This window comes from Promicromonospora sp. NPDC019610 (assembly GCF_044389365.1).
In the GTDB taxonomy this organism is placed as follows: domain Bacteria; phylum Actinomycetota; class Actinomycetes; order Actinomycetales; family Cellulomonadaceae; genus Promicromonospora.
In genome coordinates this window covers 1,163,667-1,178,585 of record NZ_JBIRXX010000001.1, presented here as the reverse complement: position 1 = coordinate 1,178,585, position 14,919 = coordinate 1,163,667, and the positions used below count along the sequence as shown (strand labels likewise).

Here is a 14,919-nt window from a genome sequence, read left to right as displayed (position 1 = left end):
GGGCATGTCATGACGATCGACGAGCAGGGGGCGGCCCAGGTCCAGGACTCGGCCGACGTCGACGAGCGCGCCACCCTCGGCGCCGGCACCACCATCTGGCACCTGGCCCAGGTACGCGAGGACGCCGTCGTGGGCTCCGGCTGCAACGTCGGGCGGGGCGCCTACGTGGGGCCCGGCGTCCGCATCGGGGACGGCTGCAAGCTGCAGAACTACGCCCTCGTCTACGAGCCGGCGGTCCTGGAGGACGGCGTCTTCGTCGGCCCCGCCGCCGTGCTGACCAACGACCTGTACCCGCGGGCGATCACGCCCGACGGGACCGTCAAGACCACCGACGACTGGCACGCCGTCGGCGTCACGATCCGCACCGGCGCCGCGATCGGCGCCCGGGCGGTGTGCGTCGCGCCGGTGACGGTCGGCCGGTGGGCGACCGTCGCGGCGGGCGCCGTCGTGACCGCCGACGTCCCGGACTTCGCGCTCGTCGCCGGGGTGCCGGCCCGGCGCATCCGGTGGGTCGGCCGGGCCGGCGTGCCGCTGGAACGCACCACGGGGGACGGCTGGCGCTGTCCCGTCACCGGCGACGAGTTCACCGAGTCGGACGGGGTGCTGCGCGAGGCGCCGTCGAACGCGTCTTTTCGGCACTGAACGCCCGTCGGTTGTTTCTTTTCCGGCCCGCCGTCTCACCTTTTCATCGAAAAGGGTGAAGTGGCGGGTGAAGGCCCCGGAATATGGCACCTGGAGCACGACAGAATACAGCGACCCTCATATTATCGTGACCAAGAAATAGCAACGAGAACCGGGCACACACAACGCCCCGAGGCTGCTGTTGCAAGGCCCGGACCACCACCCCCCCGGCTCCACCAGGGCGCGTCGACGCCTCGCGACCGACTGCGCCCCAAAACTCATTCCTGGCCAGAGGGAAGGAAGGAATCGACGTGGCGAGCCAGACGATAGGTGGCGGTTTCGAAATTCGCCCGCAGCTCACCGAGAAAAAGGTGAAGAATGCAGCGTCGCGTGGTTTTCACGACGTCCGCGCGCGGCGCGCTCACCCGCAGTGGCAGGTGCGCTATCGCGCACGGCTGCGCTATACGGACACGGCCGTCGTCCTCGCCTCGGTGATCCTCGCGTCCGTGCTCGACGCGACCCTGCTGTCCGGCTCCCCCGGGCACCCCGGACCGCTCCGGTCCCTCGCCGTGTCGGCCCTGATGGCCGCGGTCTGGATCGGTGCGATGGCCGCGCGCAGCTCGTACGACCTCCGGGTCGTGGGCCGCGACCACACGGAGTACCGGCGCATCTTCGGGGCCACCTGCACGGCCGTGAGCCTGCTCGTGCTCGCCGCCTGGCTCACCGGGTCGGTCGAGCCGCGGGACGTGCTCGCGCAGGCCGTGGTGCTGCCGCTCGGCCTCGCCGGGCTGATCGGCTCGCGCTACGCCTGGCGGCAGTGGGTGGCGCGCACCCGGCGGCGCGGTACGGGCTGCATGACGCCCGTGCTCGTCGTCGGGCACCGCGAGCAGGCCGAGCTCGTGATCCGCCGGCTCAACGGCGCGCCGCACAAGGGCTTCGTGGTGGTGGGCGCCTGCCTGCCCTCCGACGAGACGCCCGCGGGCGAGACGGCCCCCGGCGAGACGCCGCCGCGCGACGGGCTGCCCGGCGACGAGGTGGGCGGCGTGCCCGTGCTCGGCGACCTGTCCCGGGTGGGCGAGGCCGCGGCCCTGGTCCGGGCGAGCGCCGTGGCGGTGAGCGCGTCCGGCAGCATCACCACGGACCTGGTGCGGCAGCTCGGCTGGCAGCTCGAACGGGTCGGCGTCGACCTCATGCTCACCACGGAGCTCGCCGACGTCTCGCCGGCCCGCGTCAGCGTCTCCCCGGCGTCGGGCCTCTCGCTGCTGCACGTGGCCGCGCCCCGCTTCCGGGGGCCCAAGTTCCGCGTGAAACAGTGCATCGACTGGGTGCTGGCCGCCGCGATCACGGTGCTCGTGTCGCCGGTCCTGCTCGGCGTCGGGCTGGCGGTCGCGTTCACCAGCAAGGGCGGGCTGTTCTATCTGTCCGAGCGCGTGGGCCGCGACGGCAAGATCTTCCGGATGTTCAAGTTCCGCACCATGCGCGTGGGCGCCGACCGGGAGGTCAAGGCCCTGACCGCGGGAAACGACGGCGCGGGCCCGCTGTTCAAGATGCGCGCCGACCCGCGCATCACCCGCGTGGGCCGCGTGCTGCGCCGGTACTCGCTCGACGAGCTGCCCCAGCTCTTCAACGTGCTCGTCGGCCACATGAGCCTGGTGGGCCCCCGGCCCGCCCTGCCGCACGAGGTCGCCGCGTACGAGGAGCGCATGCGGCGCCGGCTGCTGGTCAAGCCGGGGATGACGGGCATGTGGCAGGTCTCCGGCCGGTCCGACCTGCCCTGGGAGGAGGCGGTCCGCCTCGACGTCTACTACGCCGAGAACTGGACGCCGATGCAGGACCTGGCGATCCTCGGCCAGACCGCCCGCGCGGTGGTGTCGGGCCGCGGGGCCTACTGAGTCTCCCGCGGGCGGCCCTGCCCCGGCCGGGGCACGGCAGCTCGCGCCGTCAGGCCTTCTCCCACACCGAGACGTGGTTCTCGGAGTCCGCGGTGAACGGCGCCCGGTCCCACCCCGCCCAGCGGTGCCGGAGCCGCAGCCCGGCGATCCGCGCCATGAGGTCCAGCTCGGCGGGCCACGCGTACCGGAAGGGCACCGCGCGGAACCGCCCGGTGCCGTCGGGCCGCACGGTCACGTGGTTGGACGTGAAGAGCTGGGTGGCGACGTCGTACCGGTCGAAGCCCACGTAGCCGCTGTCCCCCGCCGCGGGCGCTACGGCGAACGGGACCGTGTCCTGGCCGGGCGGCAGGCGGCGCAGGCCCGGCACGCCCACCTCGATCAGGAACAGCCCCCCGGGCCGCAGGTGCGCCGCGGCGTTGACGAAGACGTCGACCTGCCCGTCCTGCGTGGTCACGTTGCTGATCGTGTTGAAGACCAGGTAGGCCAGGGAGAAGTCGCCCGGGCGGACGGCGCCGGCGAACCCGTCGAACCGGGTGGTGGTCATGTCGCCGATGGTCACGCCGACGGCGTCCCCGCCGGGCTTGCCGGCGATCCGCGCGGCCATGGCCCGGCTCAGCTCGATGCCGCCCACCCGTAGGCCGCGCGCGGCCAGCGGGGCCGCGACGCGCCCGGTGCCGACCGCCAGCTCCAGCACGGGGCCGCCGGCCGCGAGCTCCTCCAGCAGGTCCACGGCGGGCGTCACGACCGCCGGGTCGTTCGCGCCGCCCGGGCCGTCGTACCCCGCGGCCACGCTCTCGGGGAACTGGCCGTCGCCCGGGTCGTCACCGGGGTGGTGGGCGCGGAGGTCGGGGGCGGGCTCTGCGGCGTGCGCGTCGTCGGTCACGGCGCCGACGCTACGCGTGACGGCGGTGCCGGCCCAGCTCTTTTCGGGGCCCTCAGGCCGTGGCGCGCACCGTGCGGCGCATCGGTGTGTGCGGGATGCCGTCGTCGAGGAAGTCGTCGCCGTCGGCCACGAACCCGTGCTTGCCGTACCAGCCCGTCAGCGGCGACTGCGCGTCCAGCACGATGTCCCGGGCGTCGTCGGCGTCCGCGATGTACGCCAGGGCCGCGCGCATGACCTCGTCGGAGAGCCCCTTGCCCCGGGCCTCCTTGGCCAGGGCGACCCGGCCGATGCGCCACACGTCGCCGTCGTCCAGCACGCGGGCGGTGCCGAGCACGCGGGTGCCGCCGTCGGACACGGAGTCGGGCGCGGCCTCGGCCAGCAGCACGACCTGCACGGCGCCGGGCTCGACGTCGCGCCCGTCGAGGTCGTGGTACGGGCAGTCCTGCTCCACGACGAAGACGTCCTGACGCAGCTTCCAGACCCCGTAGGCGATGACGACGTCGAGCTGGGCGAGCGGGGCGGTGATGATCTGCACGCGTCGATCCTCGCACGCCCCGCCCCGTGGGCGTCGTGCCGGAGCGCCCTCCGCGGGATCGTCCGCCCACCCGAATTCCCAAGAGCCCCAAGAGCCCGAAGAGAGATCTTGAGGCTTTCTTGAGGATCTTCGCCTGGGCCTTGAGCCCGGAGAAACATGCTGGGAACGGCCATTCAGGCGGCCCACGAAAGACATTTCCGAGAGTCCTTGGAAAACGCATTGCGGTCATTCGTCGCTGCCCTTCATGATCTCAGCCCGGAGAGCATCATCATGACCCATGCAGAAGCCCGTCGGCCGGCTCTACCCCGACCTGTGCTCGACAACGCCTCGACGAGCATTCCGACCGGCGGCCGCGTCGTGGCGCTGATCCCGGCGCACAACGAGTCGGGGGGCATCACCGGTACCGTCGCGGCCCTCAGCCGCCAGACCCGTCCGCCCGACCAGGTCCTGGTCGTCTCGGACAACTCGACCGACGACACGGTCGAGCTCGCCCGGCGCACGGGCGCCCACGTCACCGAGACGGTCGGCAACCGGCACAAGAAGGCCGGGGCCCTCAACCAGGCCCTGTCGACCGTGCTTCCTCGGCTGCAGGACGACGACTTCGTGCTGGTGCAGGACGCCGACAGCGTGCTGGACCCCGGCTTCGTCGAGAGCGCGCTCACGCACCTCGCCGCCGACGACAAGCTCGGCGCCGTCGGAGGCGTCTTCCGTGGTCAGGACGGCGGAGGGTTCGTCGGTCACCTGCAGCGCAACGAGTACGCGCGCTACGCACGGGACGTCCGGCGGCTCCAGGGGAAGTGCCTCGTCGTCACCGGCACCGCCGCGGTGTTCCGCGTCTCCACGCTCCGGCACGTCCGGGCGGCGAGGCTGTCGCACCAGATCCCGGCCGGCGACGGGCACGGCGGCATCTACGACACGACGGTGCTGACGGAGGACAACGAGATCTCGTTCGCCCTCATGCATCTCGGCTACAAGATCCTGTCGCCCCGGGGCTGCACGCTCACGACCGAGGTGATGCCGACCTGGCGGCAGCTCTGGAACCAGCGCCTGCGGTGGAAGCGCGGCGCGATCGAGAACTGCGCCCAGTACGGGCTGACACGGGTCACCGCGCCCTACTGGGGACGGCAGGTGGTGTCCGTCCTCGGCATCCTCGTGACCGCCGCCTACCTGGCGACGATCATCTGGTCACTCGTGGCATTCGGATCACTCGACATCCAGCCGTTCTGGCTGGCACTGACCGGCGTTTTCGTCGTCGAACGTGTCATTACCCTGCGCGACCGGGGAACGGTCAGGCAGATGATTGCCGCCACGCTTTACGAGCTGCCGTTCGACCTCTTCCTGCAGGCATGCCACGGAAAGGCATATCTGGACACCGTGATGAACCGAGAAAGGAGATGGTGACATGTACAACGGAGCAGCACTGAGCACGATCGGAGGCGGCGGCGTGGCCGCCCTGGCCGCCACGGGCCCCGACAACGTCCTGTGGCTCGCGCTGGCGTCGTTCGCGCTGGTCGCGGCCGGGGTGGCCGTACGACGGATCATGCCCCGCAAGGAGGGGTGACGTCCGCACGACGCAGGGGTGCTCGCCACGGGTCTCACCATGGCGAGCACCCCTTCGCGTCAGGCGACGGGCAGGTACCGCCGCCACCAGTCGAGGATGATCTCGAACCGCTGCTGCCGGTGCCGCGGGCGCCCGGAGCGGGACAGCTCGTGGTTCTCGCCGGGGAAGACCACCAGCTCGGTCTCCACCCCGTTCCCCTTGAGCGTCGAGTAGTAGCGCTCCGCCTGCGACAGCGGGCAGCGCAGGTCCAGCTCGGAGTGCAGCACGAGCGTGGGCGTCGTCACCTGCCCGGCCACGGCCTGCGGCGACTGCGCGGCCACCTGCTCGGGCTTCTCGCCCACGTACTCCAGGCCGAAGAACGAGCCGATGTCGCTGGTGCCGAAGAACAGCTCGGGGTCGAGGAACCCGCGCTCCACGACCGCGCCCGCGAACCGGTGGTCGTGCGCGACGGTCCAGGCCGTGAGGTACCCGCCGTACGAGCCGCCGAGCACGCCCACGCGTGACCCGTCCAGCCGCCCGTCCGCGGCGACCGCCCCGTCCAGGAAGTCGAGCACGTCGTGCAGGTCCACGGTGCCCATCGCCTGCCTGATCGTGCGGCCGTGCGCCTGCCCGTAGCCGGCCGAGCCGCGCGGGTTGCAGTAGACGACGGCGTACCCGGCGTCGACCAGCACCTGCGTCTCGTCGAACAGCCGCACGTCGTACGACGCGTAGGGGCCGCCGTGGATCATCAGCAGGGTCGGGTGCGTACCCGTCCCCTCGGGTACCGCGACCCAGCCGTGCACGGGATACCCGTCGCGCCCCGTGACCGTCAGCTCGGTGGGGGTGACGACGCCGGTCGCGCGCAGCGGCGCGGAGAAGTCGGTCCGGGGGTGGATCCCGCCGTCCGCGACGACTCCCACCTCGCCGTAGGTGCCCGCGTCGCCGTACGCGACGGCGATCGTCCCGCCGCCGACGCCGATGTCGGAGACGAGCACGTCGCCGCCGGTCAGCAGGGTCGTGGCGCCGTCGTCGGCGACCCTGACCACCTGCTGGGTGCCGCGGGTCGCGAGGACGAGCAGCACGCCGCCGTCGGCCAGCGGCACCGGCTCGTGCCCCAGCTCCTGCGTCTCCGGGTCGGTGAGCCGGCGAGGCTCGGGGTCGGCCCACGCGGACACCACGTACAGGGCGGCGTTGCGGGCCACGAAGTCCTTGCCCTCGGGGCCGTGGTCCTGGGCGAGCACGTACAGCTCCCCGCCCGGGCCGAACGCGACCGCCTGCGGGCCGAGCGTGCCGAGCTCCACCTCGGAGCCGCCCCCGGCGGCGCCCGCGCCCAGCGGCAGCATCCGCAGCACGTTGCGGCCCACCTGGCCCGCGCCCTGCTCGCGCTCGGCCAGCACGGCGATCGAGCGGCCGTCGGGCGTGAAGGCGATCCCGCTGTGGTCGACGTCGTCCGTGGTCACCCGGCGCGGCTCCGGCACCACGGGGCGCGGCTCGGCCGGGCCCTGCGGGGTCGCGACGGGCTGCACCACGGGCTCCGCGTCGACGTCGGGCACGTCGACGAGGTACACGTGCTGGGGCCGGTCGCGGTGGTAGCCCAGGCCGTTGCGCGTCCAGCTCCACTCCGTGATGCGGCGCGGGCCCTCGGCCCCGGGCGCGATGCCCTCGACCGAGCCGTAGCGGCCCGGCTCGGGCTCGCGGCTCAGGAACGCCAGGCGCTTCCCGTCGGGCGACCAGCGGAACCCGCTCACGCCGAGCGTGCGGTCCGTGACCTGCACGGCCTCGCCGCCCGCGACCGGGAGCACCCAGACCTGCGGGGCGCCCTGCGGCTGCGCGCGCAGGAAGGCGACCAGGGCGCCGTCGGGCGAGAAGCGCGGCTCGGTGTCGCGGAAGCCGCGGGTGAGGCGGCGGGGTGCGGCTGTGCCGGTCGCGCCGGTCGCGCCGGTCGCGCCGGTCGAGCTTGTCGAGACCAGCGGCACCCGCCAGAGCTGCCCGACGACGGCGTCGGCCTCCAGGTCGGGCCGGGTCACGGCGACGACGGCCCACGTACCGTCCGGGTGGACGGCGGGCCGGGAGACGGTGCGGATCAGGGGAAGGTCGGCTGCCTGCATGACCCGGACATTACCCTTGCGAACATGTCCGAAACACAGCAGACCGACGCGCCCGGCGCTCACGAGGCCACGAGCGCGCACGAGGCCTGGGGCGCACCGCGCAGCCGCGACCTGACCTGGTACGACCCCCACCGGACCGCGGCAGAGGCGCCGCTGAGGTCCGGCGTCGAGTTCCTGCGCCGGATGCGCGACGGCCTCATCCCGCCCCCGCCGATCGCCTCGCACTTCGGCCTGGACATCGACGAGGTCGAGGAGGGGCGCGTGACCTTCCGGTGCACGCCCGACGAGTCCGGCTACAACCCGATCGGCACGATCCACGGCGGCGTGCTCTGCACGCTGCTCGACACGGTGTGCGGCTGCGCCATCCAGTCGGTGCTGCCGCAGGGCAAGGGCTACACCTCGATCGAGATCAAGGTGAGCTACGTCAAGGCCGTGCGCGGCGGGGGACCGCTCACCGCCGAGGGCACGGTCGTCAAGGCCGGCTCCCGCGTGGGCTTCACGGAGGGCGTGGTGCGGGACGCGACGGGCGCGGTCGTCGCGACGGCGTCGAGCACCCTGCTGATCTTCGACGTCCCGCCGCCGACCGCCTGACGCCGCGGGCCCCGTCGCCGCGGGCCCCGACCCGCGCCGTCGACCCGGCAGCGGACCCGGCAGCGGACCCGGCCGCGAACCCGGCAGCGGCCGGAGGTGCACCCGGCCGCGGCCGGAGGTGCGCTTCTACCCCGTCATCGGGCCCGGAATCACGCTGTTTCCGGGCCCGATGACGGGGTAGAAGCGCACTTTCGCCGCCGACCCGACCGACCCGACCCGCCGACCGACCCGACCGACCGAGCCGCGTCAGCCCGTGATGACGAGGCCGACCACCCACGCACCCGTCGCGATCAGCGAGCCCACGAGCTGCACGCCGATCGTGATCAACGTGGCCTGTACGGCGGCCTTGGTGGCGGACCAGGCGGCCGACACGTCCCGGCGGCGCGCCCATTCGAGCAGGAAGATCGCGGCGACGAAGAACAGGAAGAGGCCGATCACCGGCACCACGAAGAAGCCGACGATGCCGGCGATGCCGCCCACGGCGAGCGTCAGCACGGGTACCTCGGCCTTGCGCATGTGCTTGCCGGCGAGGATCCACTGGAACACCTCGGCGACGGCGATGGCCACCGCCGCGACGCCGAAGACGACCCACGCCTCGACGCCGCCCGTGAAGATGGCCCACACGAGGATGCCGCCCAGCACGAGCACGGCGCCGGGCAACACCTGCACGACGATGCCGATCAGCCCGACCAGGATTGCCACACCGACGAGTACCTCTGCCCATACGTCCACGGGCGCACCCTAGCCTGCTGGTGCAAATCGGACACCGACCAGGATCGATATCCTGCTCGCCATGAAGCACGAGGCGGCCGGCTACCTGGCCAGGCTGGGCCTGGAGGCACGGCCCCCGGCGACGGTCGGGACGCTGTTCGAGATCCACCGGCGGCACGCGGAGCGCATCCCGTACGAGAACCTGCACACCATGCTCGGCGACCCGCCGCCCATCGACGCGACGTCGACCCTGGCGCGCGTGGCGGCGGGCGGTAACGCGGGCTACTGCTTCCACCACAACGGCGTCCTGACGACGGCGCTGCGGGCGCTCGGCTACGACGTCGTCCCGGCGTGGGGCCACAACTGGGACGACGAGACGGAGCGCCGGGACCTGCACGTCGGGCACCTGGCGCTGACCGTGCGTGGCCTGCCGACCGAGGAGAACCCGGGCGGCGTCTGGTGGCCCGACGTCGGCTGCGGGGACGGGCTGCACGAGCCGCTGCCCCTGGTCGCGGGCGAGTACCGGCAGGGCCCGTTCACCTACCGGCTCGACGTGCGCGACGACGGCTGGACGTTCCACCACGACGCCCAGGGCAGCTTCGGCGCCGTCGACCTCTTCGACGAGGCGCTCGCGCCCGAGCAGGCGGACGCCGCCCACCGCCGACTGACCGCACCGGACGGCGGGGCGTACGCCCGCAAGCTGGTGGTGCAGCGCCGCCTGCCCGACGCCGCGGAGACCCTGCGCGGCTGCCAGTTCTCGCGGACCGGGTCCCGCGCCGAACAGGTCGAGCTGACCTCGTACGACGACTGGCGCGACGGGCTGCGGACGCTCGGCATCACGCTGCAGGGCGTCGACGACGACGCCCTGCGCGCGCTGTTCGACCGCAGCCTGGCGGCGCACCGCGACTGGCTGGCGACGCGCTAGCGACGCCGGCCGGCCCGGTGCGCGGCGGGTGTCAGTTCCAGAACACCGCGACCGCGATGTTCACCAGGGTGAGCCCGAGCACGGAGCCCTTGAGGCCCTGCGACACGTTCTCACCCTTGCGCACCGCGAGGACGGCCAGCACGGCGACGGCGAGCGCGATGATCAGCTTCACGCCGATCTTCGCCATCGACGGGCCGCCGTCGTCCCAGAGGCCACCCATCTCGGCGATGCCGACCATGATGACGCCCGCGACGACGGCCCCCATGGCACCGTGCGAGACGCCCTTGTAGAGGGCCTTGGTCCGCAGCGACGCGATCGAGCCGCCGAAGACGAGCGCCCAGCTCGCGAAGTGCAGGAACACGAAGACGTTGTAGAGGAACTCCATGGTCGGCAGCCTATCCGCGGCGGGGGTCCGAACCACCTGAAAACTGCACGCCCGGGGCGTTAGTGACAATTTTCACGAGGTCGGCCCCGAAGCGCGCCTGCGCCGACTCCGCCGGCGCCCCGCCCGCCATCCCCTTCGAGGCCCGGGTTTCTTCGCTTTGGCCGACCTCAGAGCGAAGAAACCCGGGCCTCAAAGGAAGTTCGCCGCCGAACGCCCCGCCTCGCCCCCGCGCGCGACCACGCGGGGTAACGGCACGCGACCCACTTTCCCGACCGTTCCGGTAGGGAAATGCATAGGCAACATTGATGCACTCGATAGACATCCACTATATGGACATGGTCTTCCACCCGTCCGAACCCGCGGTTACGGTCTTCGCCATGACCAAGGCAGCGCGCATCTCCCTCGTGACAACGCGTCACGAGATGCCCATGTGTGCCATGCCGACCTGTGCCTGCGACCGCTGTCGCAGCTGTCAGCCCTGACGCGCCCCTCGCCCCCTGCAAGGTCAGCGCGCGCCGCCGGCCCGCAGCGCTGAGTCCCTGGTCATCCCCGGGAACCGGCCTCCTGTGCCCGCACGAAGCGCACCACTCCCCCCAGCACGCTCCACGCCCGCGCGCCCCGCACCGAACAGGACCCCGCACATGGTGAACACGGCCCCCACCCCGCCCGAGACCCGCACCCCTGCCCGGCGCACGCCCACGACGTCGAAGCGCCCCGCCCGGCCGAACGGCCAGTGGAAGGTCGACGGCACCGCTCCGCTGAACCACAACGAGGAGTTCAAGCAGGAGTCCGACCCGCTGGAGGTCCGCGACCGCATCGAGCGGATCTACGCCAAGGAGGGCTTCGACGCCATCCCCGGTGACGACCTGCACGGCCGGTTCCGCTGGTGGGGCCTGTACACGCAGCGCAAGCCCGGGATCGACGGCGGCCGCACCGCCCAGCTCGAACCGCGCGAGCTCGAGGACAAGTTCTTCATGCTGCGCGTGCGGATCGACGGCGGCGCCCTGACCACCGAGCAGCTCCGGACGATCGCGGGCATCAGCACGGAGTTCGGCCGCGGCTCGGCGGACATCACCGACCGGCAGAACCTGCAGCTGCACTGGATCGAGGTCGAGTCGGTGCCGGAGATCTGGCGGCGGCTGGAGGCCGTGGGGCTGAGCACCACGGAGGCCTGCGGCGACGTGCCGCGCGTCATCCTCGGCAGCCCCGTGGCGGGCGTCGCCAAGGACGAGCTGATCGACCCGACGCCCGTCATCGAGCAGATCCAGGAGCGCTTCATCGGCGATCCCGCCCTGGCCAACCTGCCCCGCAAGTTCAAGTCGGCGATCACCGGCCACCCGAGCCTCGACGTCGTGCACGAGATCAACGACATCTCGTTCGTCGCCGTGGACCACCCGGAGCTCGGGATCGGGTACGACCTGTGGGTGGGCGGCGGCCTGTCCACGGCGCCGCGCCTCGCCGAGCGGCTGGGCGTGTTCGTCACCGAGGAGCAGGCGCCCGACGTCTGGCACGGCGTGATCCGGATCTTCCGCGACTACGGCTACCGCCGGCTGCGGAACAAGGCGCGCCTGAAGTTCCTGCTCGCCGACTGGGGCACGGAGAAATTCCGCGAAGTTCTCGAATCGGAGTACCTGGGCTACGAGCTGCCCGACGGTGTCGCCCCGCCGTCGCCCGCCTCGCTCGGGCTGGACGAGCGCGGCGACCACGTGGGTGTGCACGAGCAGCACGACGGCCGGTTCTACGTGGGCGCCGCGCCGACGGTCGGCCGGGTCTCGGGCGAGACCCTGGCCCGGCTCGCCGACCTCGCCGAGGCGCACGGCAGCAGCCGCGTCCGCCTGACGCCGCACCAGAAGCTGCTGGTGCTCGACGTCGCGCAGGAGCACGTCGAGCCCCTGATCGCCGGTCTGGCCGAGCTCGGCCTCCAGGCCCGCCCAAGCCCGTTCCGCCGCAACACCATCGCCTGCACGGGCATCGAGTACTGCAAGCTCGCGATCGTCGAGACCAAGGCGACGTCGGCCGCGGCGATCACGCAGCTCGAGGAGCGCCTCGGCGACCTGACGAACCTCAAGCCGCTCAGCCTGCACGTCAACGGCTGCCCCAACTCGTGCGCCCGCATCCAGACCGCCGACATCGGCCTCAAGGGCCAGCTCGTGATGGACGACGACGGCAACCAGGTGCCCGGCTTCCAGGTGCACCTGGGCGGCGGGCTGACGTCGGAGGAGCGGGACGACGCCGGCCTCGGCCGCACCGTGCGCGGGCTCAAGGTGACCGCGGACGGCATCGGTGACTACGTCGAGCGGGTCGTGCGCCGGTTCGACGCCGACCACGAGGGCGACGAGACGTTCGCGCAGTGGGCGCACCGCGCCGACGAGGAGGCCCTCCGATGACGGCCCTCAACGAGGCGCCGACCTCGTCTATCGGGCTCTCCGGGCTCGTCCCGGGTGAGAACCCGCGCCTCGCGCGGGTCCGCGCCCGCGCCGCCGCCCGCGAGAGCACCCGTGACGCCCGCCGCGCCGCCCGGGCCACACGCCGCCGCCGGACGCCGGAGGAGCTGCGGGCCGTCGTCGAGCGCGGGCAGGCCCAGCTCCACGCGTCGACCGGCAGCCCCGAGGCGGACGCCGAGGCGGTCATCGCCTGGGCCGTGCGCGAGTTCGGGCCGTGGCTGGCCGTGGCCTCCTCGATGCAGGACACCGTGCTGTCGCACCTGGTGGCGCAGCAGCTCCCGTTCGTCGACGTGCTGTTCGGCGACACGGGCTACCACTTCGCGGAGACCCTGGGCACCCGGGGCGCCGTCGAGATCGAGCTGGACGTGAACGTCGTGGACGTGCGCCCCGAGCTCACCGTGGCCGAGCAGGACGCCGCCTACGGGCCCCGGCTGCACGACACCGACCCCGAGGCCTGCTGCGCCATGCGCAAGGTCGCGCCGATGAAGAAGGCGCTGGAGGGCTACGAGGCGTGGGCCACCGGCGTGCGCCGCGAGGAGACGGCGGCGCGGGCCAACGCGCCCCTCGTCTCCTGGGACGAGCGCAACGGCGTGGTGAAGATCAACCCGATCGCGGCGTGGACGGACGACCAGGTCGCCGCCTACGCCGCCGAGCACGGGCTGATCGTGAACCCGCTCCTGACCGACGGCTACCCGTCGGTCGGCTGCGAGCCCTGCACCGCGCGCCCGCTGCCGGGGCAGGACGCACGCTCGGGTCGCTGGGCCGGGCGCGACAAGGACGAGTGTGGTCTCCATGTCTGACGCCGGCCAGATCTATCCGCTGGGCCTCCAGGTCGCCGGGCGGCTCGTCATCGTGGTCGGCGGCGGGCCCGTGGCCGCGCGCCGCGTCCGTTCGCTGGTCGACGCCGGAGCACGGGTGCGCGTGGTCGCGCCGCACGCCGTGCTCGGCGAGCAGGGGATCGCCGTCGCGTCCGAGACGCTCGAACCCGGGGACGGCGAGCCGGCGCCGGGAACCGTGCAGTGGGTGCGGCGCGCGTACCGCCCGGGCGACCTCGACGGCGCCTGGCTCGCGCATACCGCGACGGGTTCTGCCGCGGCGGACCAGCGGGTGGCCGAGGACGCCGAGCGCGCCCGGATCTTCTGCGTCACCGCGGGCGACGCGTCCGTGGGCAGCGCGTGGGTCCCGGCCGTGGCCCGCACCCCCCTGACCGACGGCGCCGAGGTGACGGTCGCGGTGACCGCCGGCCGGGACCCGCGGCGTGCGCGGGCGATCCGGGACGCGGTCGCGGGCCAGCTCCAGTCGGGCGCGCTGCCGCTGCGGCGGCACCGCCCGCGCAGGGAATCGCAGGTCGAGCCCACCTCGCGGATCGAGCCTGTGGAGACCCTGGTGTCGACAAGCTCGACCCGCGCAGGCTCAACCCGCACAGTTTCAACCTCCGCGGGCTCGACCCGCGCCGGCCGCGTCTGGCTCGTCGGCGGCGGCCCGGGCGACACCGGCCTCATCACGGCCCGCGGCCGCGCCGTCCTCGCCCAGGCCGACGTCGTGGTCGTGGACCGGCTCGGCCCCCGCGCCCTCCTGGAGGAGCTGGCCCCCGAGGTCGAGGTGATCGACGTCGGCAAGACGAGCGGCAACCACCCGGTGCCGCAGCACGAGATCAACGCGCTGCTGGTGCAGCACGCGCGAGCGGGCCGCGACGTCGTCCGCCTCAAGGGCGGCGACCCGTACGTGTTCGGCCGCGGCGGTGAGGAGCTCGCGGCGTGCCGCGCGGCGGACGTCGAGGTCGAGGTCGTGCCGGGCGTCACGTCGGCGGTCTCCGTGCCGGCGGCCGTCGGCATCCCGGTGACCCACCGCGGCGTCGCGCGCGGCTTCAGCGTCCTGACCGGGCACGACGGCGCCGCGCAGGTGCCGGGCGGCCCCGACCACACCCTCGTGCTGCTCATGGGCGTGACCCACCTGGCCGACACGGCGGCGGCGCTCGTCACCGAACACCGCCCGGCCGACACCCCGGCCGCCGTGGTCGAGGACGGTTACGGCCCGCGCCAACGCGTCACGGTCGGCACCCTCGCGACGATCGCGGCCCGCGCAGCGGCGGTGAACGTCAAACCCCCGGCCATCATCGTGGTGGGCGACGTAGTCCGCCTGTCCCCGGCCTGGGCCCAACAGACTCGTTGAGTGCTGGGTATTTGTTGGCGCGAAGGCCATCAACCCGCAAATACCCAGCACTCAACGGAACGACTCTGCCTCGACCGACGGCTTGCCGGACGCAACAGCCGCAACCGGTCCC

The 14,919-nt window shown here is 73.0% G+C and carries 14 protein-coding genes; 9 read left to right on the top strand and 5 right to left on the bottom strand.

Annotated features, from left to right (window positions below):
- Window positions 1-9: 9 nt before the first annotated feature.
- Both ACH45N_RS05205 and ACH45N_RS05200 read left to right on the top strand, forming a co-directional pair.
- A complete protein-coding gene (locus ACH45N_RS05205) occupies window positions 10-642 on the top strand; it encodes an acyltransferase (protein ID WP_397391782.1) in 633 nt (210 codons plus the stop codon).
- Between the two features lie 416 nt (window positions 643-1,058).
- On the top strand, window positions 1,059-2,513 hold the full coding sequence (locus ACH45N_RS05200) for a sugar transferase (RefSeq protein ID WP_397391780.1): 1,455 nt from the start codon (window positions 1,059-1,061) through the stop codon (window positions 2,511-2,513).
- Window positions 2,514-2,562: 49 nt separating this feature from the next.
- Here the strand turns inward: ACH45N_RS05200 and ACH45N_RS05195 are convergent, their stop codons facing one another.
- Window positions 2,563-3,396 (bottom strand): methyltransferase domain-containing protein, encoded by an 834-nt coding sequence (locus ACH45N_RS05195; RefSeq protein WP_397391778.1) that lies wholly within the window; start codon window positions 3,394-3,396, stop codon window positions 2,563-2,565.
- 52 nt (window positions 3,397-3,448) lie between these two features.
- Window positions 3,449-3,931 (bottom strand): GNAT family N-acetyltransferase, encoded by a 483-nt coding sequence (locus tag ACH45N_RS05190; protein WP_397391775.1) that lies wholly within the window; start codon window positions 3,929-3,931, stop codon window positions 3,449-3,451.
- A gap of 156 nt (window positions 3,932-4,087) precedes the next feature.
- Between ACH45N_RS05190 and ACH45N_RS05185 the strand changes: the two genes are divergently transcribed.
- Together ACH45N_RS05185 and ACH45N_RS05180 are read left to right on the top strand one after the other, a co-directional pair.
- Complete coding sequence (locus ACH45N_RS05185; protein ID WP_397391773.1) at window positions 4,088-5,332, top strand: glycosyltransferase family 2 protein; 1,245 nt, start codon at window positions 4,088-4,090, stop codon at window positions 5,330-5,332.
- 1 nt (window position 5,333) lies between these two features.
- Complete coding sequence (locus tag ACH45N_RS05180) at window positions 5,334-5,492, top strand: hypothetical protein (RefSeq protein ID WP_397391771.1); 159 nt, start codon at window positions 5,334-5,336, stop codon at window positions 5,490-5,492.
- 59 nt (window positions 5,493-5,551) lie between these two features.
- On the opposite strand, the gene ACH45N_RS05175 is transcribed toward ACH45N_RS05180, so the two are convergent.
- Window positions 5,552-7,579: a prolyl oligopeptidase family serine peptidase gene (locus tag ACH45N_RS05175; protein ID WP_397391769.1), complete on the bottom strand. Its 2,028-nt coding sequence runs from the start codon at window positions 7,577-7,579 to the stop codon at window positions 5,552-5,554.
- 24 nt (window positions 7,580-7,603) lie between these two features.
- On the opposite strand from ACH45N_RS05175, the gene ACH45N_RS05170 reads away from it, so the two are divergent.
- On the top strand, window positions 7,604-8,170 hold the full coding sequence (locus ACH45N_RS05170) for a PaaI family thioesterase (RefSeq protein ID WP_397391767.1): 567 nt from the start codon (window positions 7,604-7,606) through the stop codon (window positions 8,168-8,170).
- 246 nt (window positions 8,171-8,416) lie between these two features.
- Here ACH45N_RS05170 and ACH45N_RS05165 read toward each other — a convergent pair whose 3' ends face one another.
- Window positions 8,417-8,902: a DUF456 domain-containing protein gene (locus tag ACH45N_RS05165; protein WP_397391766.1), complete on the bottom strand. Its 486-nt coding sequence runs from the start codon at window positions 8,900-8,902 to the stop codon at window positions 8,417-8,419.
- Between the two features lie 61 nt (window positions 8,903-8,963).
- Between ACH45N_RS05165 and ACH45N_RS05160 the strand changes: the two genes are divergently transcribed.
- Window positions 8,964-9,806 carry an arylamine N-acetyltransferase gene (locus tag ACH45N_RS05160; RefSeq protein ID WP_397391764.1) on the top strand — a complete coding sequence of 281 codons (843 nt, stop codon included), beginning with the start codon at window positions 8,964-8,966 and terminating at the stop codon, window positions 9,804-9,806.
- Between the two features lie 31 nt (window positions 9,807-9,837).
- Here the strand turns inward: ACH45N_RS05160 and ACH45N_RS05155 are convergent, their stop codons facing one another.
- Window positions 9,838-10,191, bottom strand: coding sequence for a hypothetical protein (locus tag ACH45N_RS05155; RefSeq protein WP_377228608.1), 354 nt, complete (start codon window positions 10,189-10,191; stop codon window positions 9,838-9,840).
- A gap of 641 nt (window positions 10,192-10,832) precedes the next feature.
- Between ACH45N_RS05155 and ACH45N_RS05150 the strand changes: the two genes are divergently transcribed.
- From ACH45N_RS05150 to cobA, 3 genes are read left to right on the top strand one after another with little or no spacing between them, the layout of a single operon-like run.
- Entirely contained in the window at window positions 10,833-12,578 is a 1,746-nt protein-coding gene (locus ACH45N_RS05150) for a nitrite/sulfite reductase (protein WP_397391761.1), read from the top strand.
- On the top strand, window positions 12,575-13,435 hold the full coding sequence (locus tag ACH45N_RS05145) for a phosphoadenylyl-sulfate reductase (protein ID WP_397391759.1): 861 nt from the start codon (window positions 12,575-12,577) through the stop codon (window positions 13,433-13,435). The genes ACH45N_RS05150 and ACH45N_RS05145 overlap by 4 nt, the downstream gene beginning before the upstream one ends.
- The gene (gene cobA / locus ACH45N_RS05140; RefSeq protein ID WP_397391757.1) at window positions 13,428-14,807 is read left to right on the top strand and encodes a uroporphyrinogen-III C-methyltransferase; all 1,380 of its coding nucleotides are present in this window, start codon (window positions 13,428-13,430) and stop codon (window positions 14,805-14,807) included. Before ACH45N_RS05145 ends, cobA begins: the two co-directional genes overlap by 8 nt.
- Window positions 14,808-14,919 lie beyond the last annotated feature (112 nt).